Source organism: Thermodesulfitimonas sp., assembly GCF_052743955.1.
The window spans coordinates 1-5,651 of sequence record NZ_JBRAIN010000102.1; the positions used below are offsets into that span (position 1 = coordinate 1).

Sequence of the window (5,651 nt, forward strand, 5' to 3'; positions counted from 1 at the left end):
CACACCTATAATTTTATCGAGTTAGTTAGCCCCTTTTTTGATCTGGTTTCGCGCTACTTCTACCTTTCTTTGGTACGGCGTTTTCCCCGTTGTTACGGGTAGTTTTACCGGCAAACGGATAAACATTTGCGGGAACAGGGTTATATTTTAGATTCTCTTGGTCGTAGCGCTTTAAAGGGGCTTTTAACGGCGGTTAGGCCACACTTACTGGTGGCAACTTTTCCCACACCGGGGCGAGTGGTCGCTGCGTTACGGCTGCGGGGTGAGCTAAAGGTACCCGTGGTGATGGTGCTTACTGACCACGCAGCCCACGCGGAGTGGGTGCATCCGGGAGTAGATTTGTACCTTGTTCCCGACGAGGGTGTAAAGCAAACGCTTGTCCGGCGTGGGGTAAGCCCGGGGAAAATAGAGGTTGTCGGGGTACCTATTCACCCCTGCTTTACGGCGGTTCCTGAGCGGCAGGTAGCCCGGCAGCGCTTGGGCCTACCTGAGGGCCAGCCGGTGGTTTTAGTAATGGGCGGGGGGTTTAGCCGGGTAGCCGCTATAGAGGAAACGTGTGCGGCCTTGAGTCGCCTTACATTTCCCGTCCGGGTATTGGTAGTTACGGGGAGGGATAAAATCGTCTGGAAACGGTTGACGGGGCGGTTCGGCCAGGATCCCCGTTTCCAGTTTTACGGGTTTGTGGAAAACGTGGTGGAGTTTATGGCGGCGGCGGACCTTCTGGTCAGCAAGGCGGGGGCCCTAACGCTGGCCGAAGCTGCGGTGGTAGGTCTGCCGGTTATTATTTACCGGTGTCTGCTCGGACAGGAGGAGGCTAACGCCCTTCATTATATCCGGGCGAATGCCGCTTTATGGGTAAAGGACCAAGAGGAACTGGTAGGTTGGGTCACGAAAGTGTTGCGCGACGAGGACGGCGTGGGGAACTTTCTGCGTCAGGGTATAAAGCGATTAGCGCGACCAAACGCGGCTGAAGCTGCTGTCGCTTTCTTCGCTAGTTTGATAGCGGGAACAAACCGGGGGTGGGTGGCTGGGTGAGTTTGCTGCCGGATTTTGGGCAGGAAGGACTGGTATTACGGCGCGGGCCGCGGGGTACGGGTAAGGTTGCGCTCACCTTTGACGATGGTCCCGACCCTTTTTATACGCCCCAGATATTGGCCCTGCTGCGCCGGTACGAAACCAAAGTTACCTTTTTCTTCCTGGCCCAAAAGGTCCGGCGGTATCCGGAAGTAGTACAGGCTGTTATCCGTGATGGGCATCACATCGCCAGCCACGGTTTTGCACACCGGCCCCAACCCCTGTTAAGCTACCAGAGCACACGCTGCGAGATGAGGCTGGCAGCAGAGATTTTAACAAATGTTACGGGAGAATCACCCCGGTATTTCCGGCCACCCTGGGGGCTTTTAAACCGGTGGACGTTAGCGGTGGCTCAAGAACTAGGGATGCAGGTGGTCCTATGGTCGTGTGATAGCCTGGACTGGTTATGGGGCATAAAACCTTCGGTAGTCGCGAAGCGGGTACTCCGCTGCCCGGACCTTGAGGGAGGAATCGTTCTTTGCCACGACGGGAGTTTCGTTCCCCATAGGCCCCGGGTCCTACTCACGGCCTTGCCGGCGCTTCTGGAAGCGTTCAAAGTACGAGGGTGGACCGCCGTACCCTTACCGGTTTTATTTACCTAAAGGTAGCGCGTGCACGTTTCTTTAGGCTATAATTTTTTGATAAGGATTCGTGCCGGGGAGATTAAAGTATGTTTTCGGACTTTGCGAAAGAGTGGCTAGCTAACCATAAACTTATCACCGCCCCGCTGACCGCCTGCGGGGTAGCTCAGTTTGTAAAAGGAGTTTACATGTACTTGAAAGAGCGCTGCTGGCGCTGGTCATGGCTTATTAGTGATGGCGGGACGCCCAGTGCCCAGAGCGCGATGGTTACGGCGATGGTGGCCGCAATCGGCTTTTCTTTGGGGTACGATTCGGAAGAGTTTGCCCTCGCGCTGGTTTTCGCCCTCATTGTCTTGCACGACGCGATGGGGGTGCGGCGGTTGGCGGGAAAGCATTCCCGGTTGCTAAAAACTTTGCTTCGGGAAAAGGATAACCCTACAAGTCCTGTGGATTTGCCCGAGCATCCCGTGGGCCACACGCCTTACGAGGTTCTAGCCGGGGCGCTTATCGGGATTCTTGTTGCGAGTATCGTTTTTGACCGTGGTCCAGTGTGGCGGGAAGCGTTCTGCCATATCAGGCATCTTACCTTCCGGCACCACGTAAGCTAAAGGCTGTTCGTTTGAAGATCCGTTATTTGTGGCGGAATCACGGGAGCCAGCCGCCGTCAAGGCAAAGAACTTGGCCATTGATGAAACTGGCGGCCGGCGAGGCGAGAAAGACGCAGGCGCCGGCGATATCTTCCGGCTTCCCAAGCCGACCGGAGGGGATTTCCGTAGCTAACGTCGCTAGTTCCTCCGGAGAGAGACCTTCACGGAGCATATCGCTTTCAACCGGGCCGGGAGCGACGGCGTTGACTGTGATTCCTGCACTCCCCACTTCGCGAGCGAGCGACTTGGTGAAGGCGATGAGCCCTCCCTTAGCGGCGGCGTAAGCGGCCTCATAGGCGGCGCCGGTGAGGCCGAAGACCGAAGCGATGTTGATGATGCGTCCCCAACGGCGGCGGATCATGCTGCCGAGCGCCCGGCGGGAACAGTAGAAGGCGCCGGAAAGGTTTACGGCTAGGAGCTGGTGCCACTCCGCGTCGGTTGTTTCGACCGCCAAGCGTCTAAGGCCCGTCCCAGCGTTATTGACCAGGATTTCTACCGGTCCTAAGCTTTCCTCCACGGCTATAAAGAGTTTCTCCACCGCTTCCGGGTCGGCAATGTCGGCTTGGAAGGCTACCGCCCGGGTGCCGTATTCCCGGCAGGCGGCTGCTACTTTGGCCGCGGCGGCCGCAGAGGAATGATAGTTTACGGCTACGCTGGCGCCGTGGCGGGCGAGTTCCTGCGCGATGGCCGCGCCGATGCCTCGGCTACCGCCGGTGACGATGGCTACCTTCCCCCAAAGAGCCCTTTCCGCGTTCAACCCGTTAACACCACGCTTACCATATTCTTTATCACTAAAAGGATAGCCGCGACTTTTGCCGGACGCAAGTTTTAAAGCGCAAATGAGAGAAGAATTTGTCAACAAATTTTTGGTAGTAATGGAAGGAAAAGGGAGAAGGGGTGTCTAATTTCTCTTGCGGTTACCGTTTTGCCTGATATTTGCTGCAAATTAGGTGGGGAGGGGTGATCTCTTATGCTAATTTTGATTTGCAATCCGGTGCCGAAGCTCAAGTTATGCTTGAAAAGAACCCGTCTTCTAAGTGCCGGTGCCCGGTTTTGTGCCTGCTTCGGGTTTAACGAAGTCGCTCTGGCGCTCGTTAATCGGGCACTCCGGGAGGAGCCGCAGCGCGTGGAGTTGCACCTTCAGGCGGGGGAGTTATCCTTCAAGCTAGGCCAGATGGACCGGGCGGTAGAGCACGTCAGGCATCTCTGGCTAGGCTTCTGTGCTGAACGGAGCGGGGGTGATCCGGAAGCCGGTCTGCTACGCGGGACAACGCCCACGTTTTTCAAGGAGCGGGCCTGGGTTTTGGCGGCCATCGGCAGTCACCTGCTCGACGCGCGCGAGCCGGGACGGGCGCTTTCCTATATTAACCGGGCCCTCGCTGCCGGTTTAACCCATAGCACGGTGTTAAACCTTAAAGGCCTCTGTCTGCTACGGTTAGGAGAGATAGAAGAGGCACTGAAAGCCTTTCAAGACGCTCGGGCGGCAGGGGGGCGTAGCGCCAGCCTGCTGGTTAACATGGGGATAGCCTTGAACCGGCTTGGCCGCTATGCAGAAGCGCTCCGCTGTTACGAGGAGGCGCAGCGTCTGGGAGCCGGTGGGGTAGAGCTTCTAAACAATAAGGGTTTTAGCCTCTTTTTTCTACGTCGGTACGATGAAGCCACCGCTTGTTTTGAATTGGCGTTAGGGATGGAGCCCCAGGATACCATTAGGGCTAACCTTGCGCTTTGTTACTTTAAAACCAGACGGGTTAGTAAGGCGATTCAGCTTTTAAGGGAGCTAGTAGAGAAGAATCCTGAAGACCCGGTGCTTCTGAATAACTTAGCTATGTGTCTAGAAGCAACTGACCGGCGCCACGAGGCGCTTGCCCTCTACAAAAAGGCGGTAGCTATTGGGGGTCCGGAGCGCAACACCTTTCTGGTTAACCAGGCGGCCTGCCTTGCGGGGATGGGGCGGTTTGAGGAGGCTCAGAAGCTTGTCGAGCGGCTGGAGGAGGTTGCGCCTCAAGACGAGCGGGTATGGAGTCTTAAAGCGAGTATTATGGCGGAACTAGGCCAGGAAGGAGAAGCGGCCAACTGTTACCGCCGGGCGCTGGGGCTAACAGGGTAAGTTAATCTCGGTAGACGCGTAGACCGGCATCTTGGGCCGCCTTTACGGCCGCCGCATATTCCGTACGGGTAATGCGGCGGTCGAGTGGCGGAAACTCCCGGGCGCGGTAGGTAGGGTAGTACTGGGCCATCACGTTGATAAAGCATCGTGGAGAAACTTCGCGGGCAAGAAACGCGACGACCTCTTTAGTCCCCGCTAGATTTTCCGGTAGGACGAGGTGGCGCACCAGGAGCCCCCGGAAAGCGATCCCTTGCTCGTTGAGCGTGAGGTCGCCGACCTGCCGCTGCATTTCCTTCAGCGCCTCTTTTACCACCTGAGGGTAATCCCGCGCGCCGGAGTATTTAGCGGCGCTTTCGGGGTCGGTATATTTAAAGTCGGGCATGTAGATATCGATTACGCCGTCGAGTAGCTTGAGGGTTTCGAGACTTTCGTAACCGCCGGTGTTGTAAACGATAGGCAGGTTAAGCCCTTCGGCGGCCGCTTTCAGCAGCGCGGCCAAGATCTGGGGGACAAAATGGGTAGGACTCACCAGATTGAGGTTATGGCAGCCCATCAGTTCGAGGGCCAGCATCATCCGGGCCAGGCGGGCCACACTAACTGGTTCTCCTTCGCCTTGGTGGCTGAGTTCGTAGTTCTGGCAAAAGACGCAGTGCAGGGTGCAGTAGGCGAAGAAGATGGTTCCGGAGCCGCGGGTGCCAACGAGGGGCGCCTCTTCGCCGAAGTGCGGCCCGTAGCTCGAAACCACAGCTTCTCGGCCGCTGCGGCAGGCGCCCCGCTCGCCTTTAAGCCGGTTGACCCCGCAACGACGGGGGCAGAGGTTACAACTTTTGAGCCGCTGGTAGGCTTCAGCGACGCGGCGGCGTAGCTCTTCAGGTCCGAGGCGGCGGTAGGCGGCGGTGAAGTTCATGCGTAAATTCCCTCGACGGTAAAGTGTTCTCTTACCCGTAAATATTATTTTGCTTTTTTAAGCTTTCATCGTGAAGTGGTGGGGTTTCCTGCTGGGAAAACAATTTTGTCAGCAACGGCTTCGTCAGTTTCGTCAGTGGTAGAACTGGAAAATGCTGAGGGGTTACCTAGCGGAAAGTGCCGGTTTTACATGCTTTTGGAAAATGGCGTCCCGGGAGGGATTCGAACCCCCGACCCGCGGCTTAGAAGGCCGCTGCTCTGTCCGCTGAGCTACCGGGACGTGGAGCGGGTGATGGGAATCGAACCCACGTAGCCGGCTTGGAAGGCCGGTGCTCT

The 5,651-nt window shown here is 57.1% G+C and carries 5 protein-coding genes, 1 tRNA gene and 1 pseudogene; 4 read left to right on the forward strand and 3 right to left on the reverse strand.

The window, feature by feature from the left end; translation table 11 throughout:
* Window positions 1–117 precede the first annotated feature (117 nt).
* From ACUVTA_RS08165 to ACUVTA_RS08175, 3 genes and pseudogenes are all read left to right on the forward strand, one after another.
* Window positions 118–1,035 (forward strand): annotated as a pseudogene (locus ACUVTA_RS08165) (MGDG synthase family glycosyltransferase); the annotation flags it as partial.
* Complete coding sequence (locus ACUVTA_RS08170) at window positions 1,032–1,676, forward strand: polysaccharide deacetylase family protein (RefSeq protein ID WP_445952460.1); 645 nt, start codon at window positions 1,032–1,034, stop codon at window positions 1,674–1,676. The pseudogene ACUVTA_RS08165 and the gene ACUVTA_RS08170, both read left to right, overlap by 4 nt.
* A gap of 68 nt (window positions 1,677–1,744) precedes the next feature.
* Window positions 1,745–2,263 (forward strand): divergent PAP2 family protein, encoded by a 519-nt coding sequence (locus ACUVTA_RS08175; RefSeq protein ID WP_445952461.1) that lies wholly within the window; start codon window positions 1,745–1,747, stop codon window positions 2,261–2,263.
* Between the two features lie 37 nt (window positions 2,264–2,300).
* Here the strand turns inward: ACUVTA_RS08175 and ymfI are convergent, their stop codons facing one another.
* A complete protein-coding gene (ymfI, locus tag ACUVTA_RS08180) occupies window positions 2,301–3,059 on the reverse strand; it encodes an elongation factor P 5-aminopentanone reductase (RefSeq protein ID WP_445952462.1) in 759 nt (252 codons plus the stop codon).
* 213 nt (window positions 3,060–3,272) lie between these two features.
* On the opposite strand from ymfI, the gene ACUVTA_RS08185 reads away from it, so the two are divergent.
* On the forward strand, window positions 3,273–4,409 hold the full coding sequence (locus ACUVTA_RS08185; protein WP_445952463.1) for a tetratricopeptide repeat protein: 1,137 nt from the start codon (window positions 3,273–3,275) through the stop codon (window positions 4,407–4,409).
* Between the two features lies 1 nt (window position 4,410).
* Here ACUVTA_RS08185 and ACUVTA_RS08190 read toward each other — a convergent pair whose 3' ends face one another.
* Entirely contained in the window at window positions 4,411–5,316 is a 906-nt protein-coding gene (locus ACUVTA_RS08190) for a radical SAM protein (RefSeq protein ID WP_445952464.1), read from the reverse strand.
* Window positions 5,317–5,519: 203 nt separating this feature from the next.
* Window positions 5,520–5,595 (reverse strand) — tRNA-Arg (locus ACUVTA_RS08195).
* Window positions 5,596–5,651: the final 56 nt, after the last annotated feature.

Bases quoted from the DNA above. Each gene is read 5' to 3' on its own strand.
- ACUVTA_RS08190 (WP_445952464.1), bottom strand. From the start codon at position 5,316: ATGAACTTCACCGCCGCCTACCGCCGCCTCGGACCTGAAGAGCTACGC.
- ACUVTA_RS08185 (WP_445952463.1), top strand. From the start codon at position 3,273: ATGCTAATTTTGATTTGCAATCCGGTGCCGAAGCTCAAGTTATGCTTG.
- ACUVTA_RS08175 (WP_445952461.1), top strand. From the start codon at position 1,745: ATGTTTTCGGACTTTGCGAAAGAGTGGCTAGCTAACCATAAACTTATC.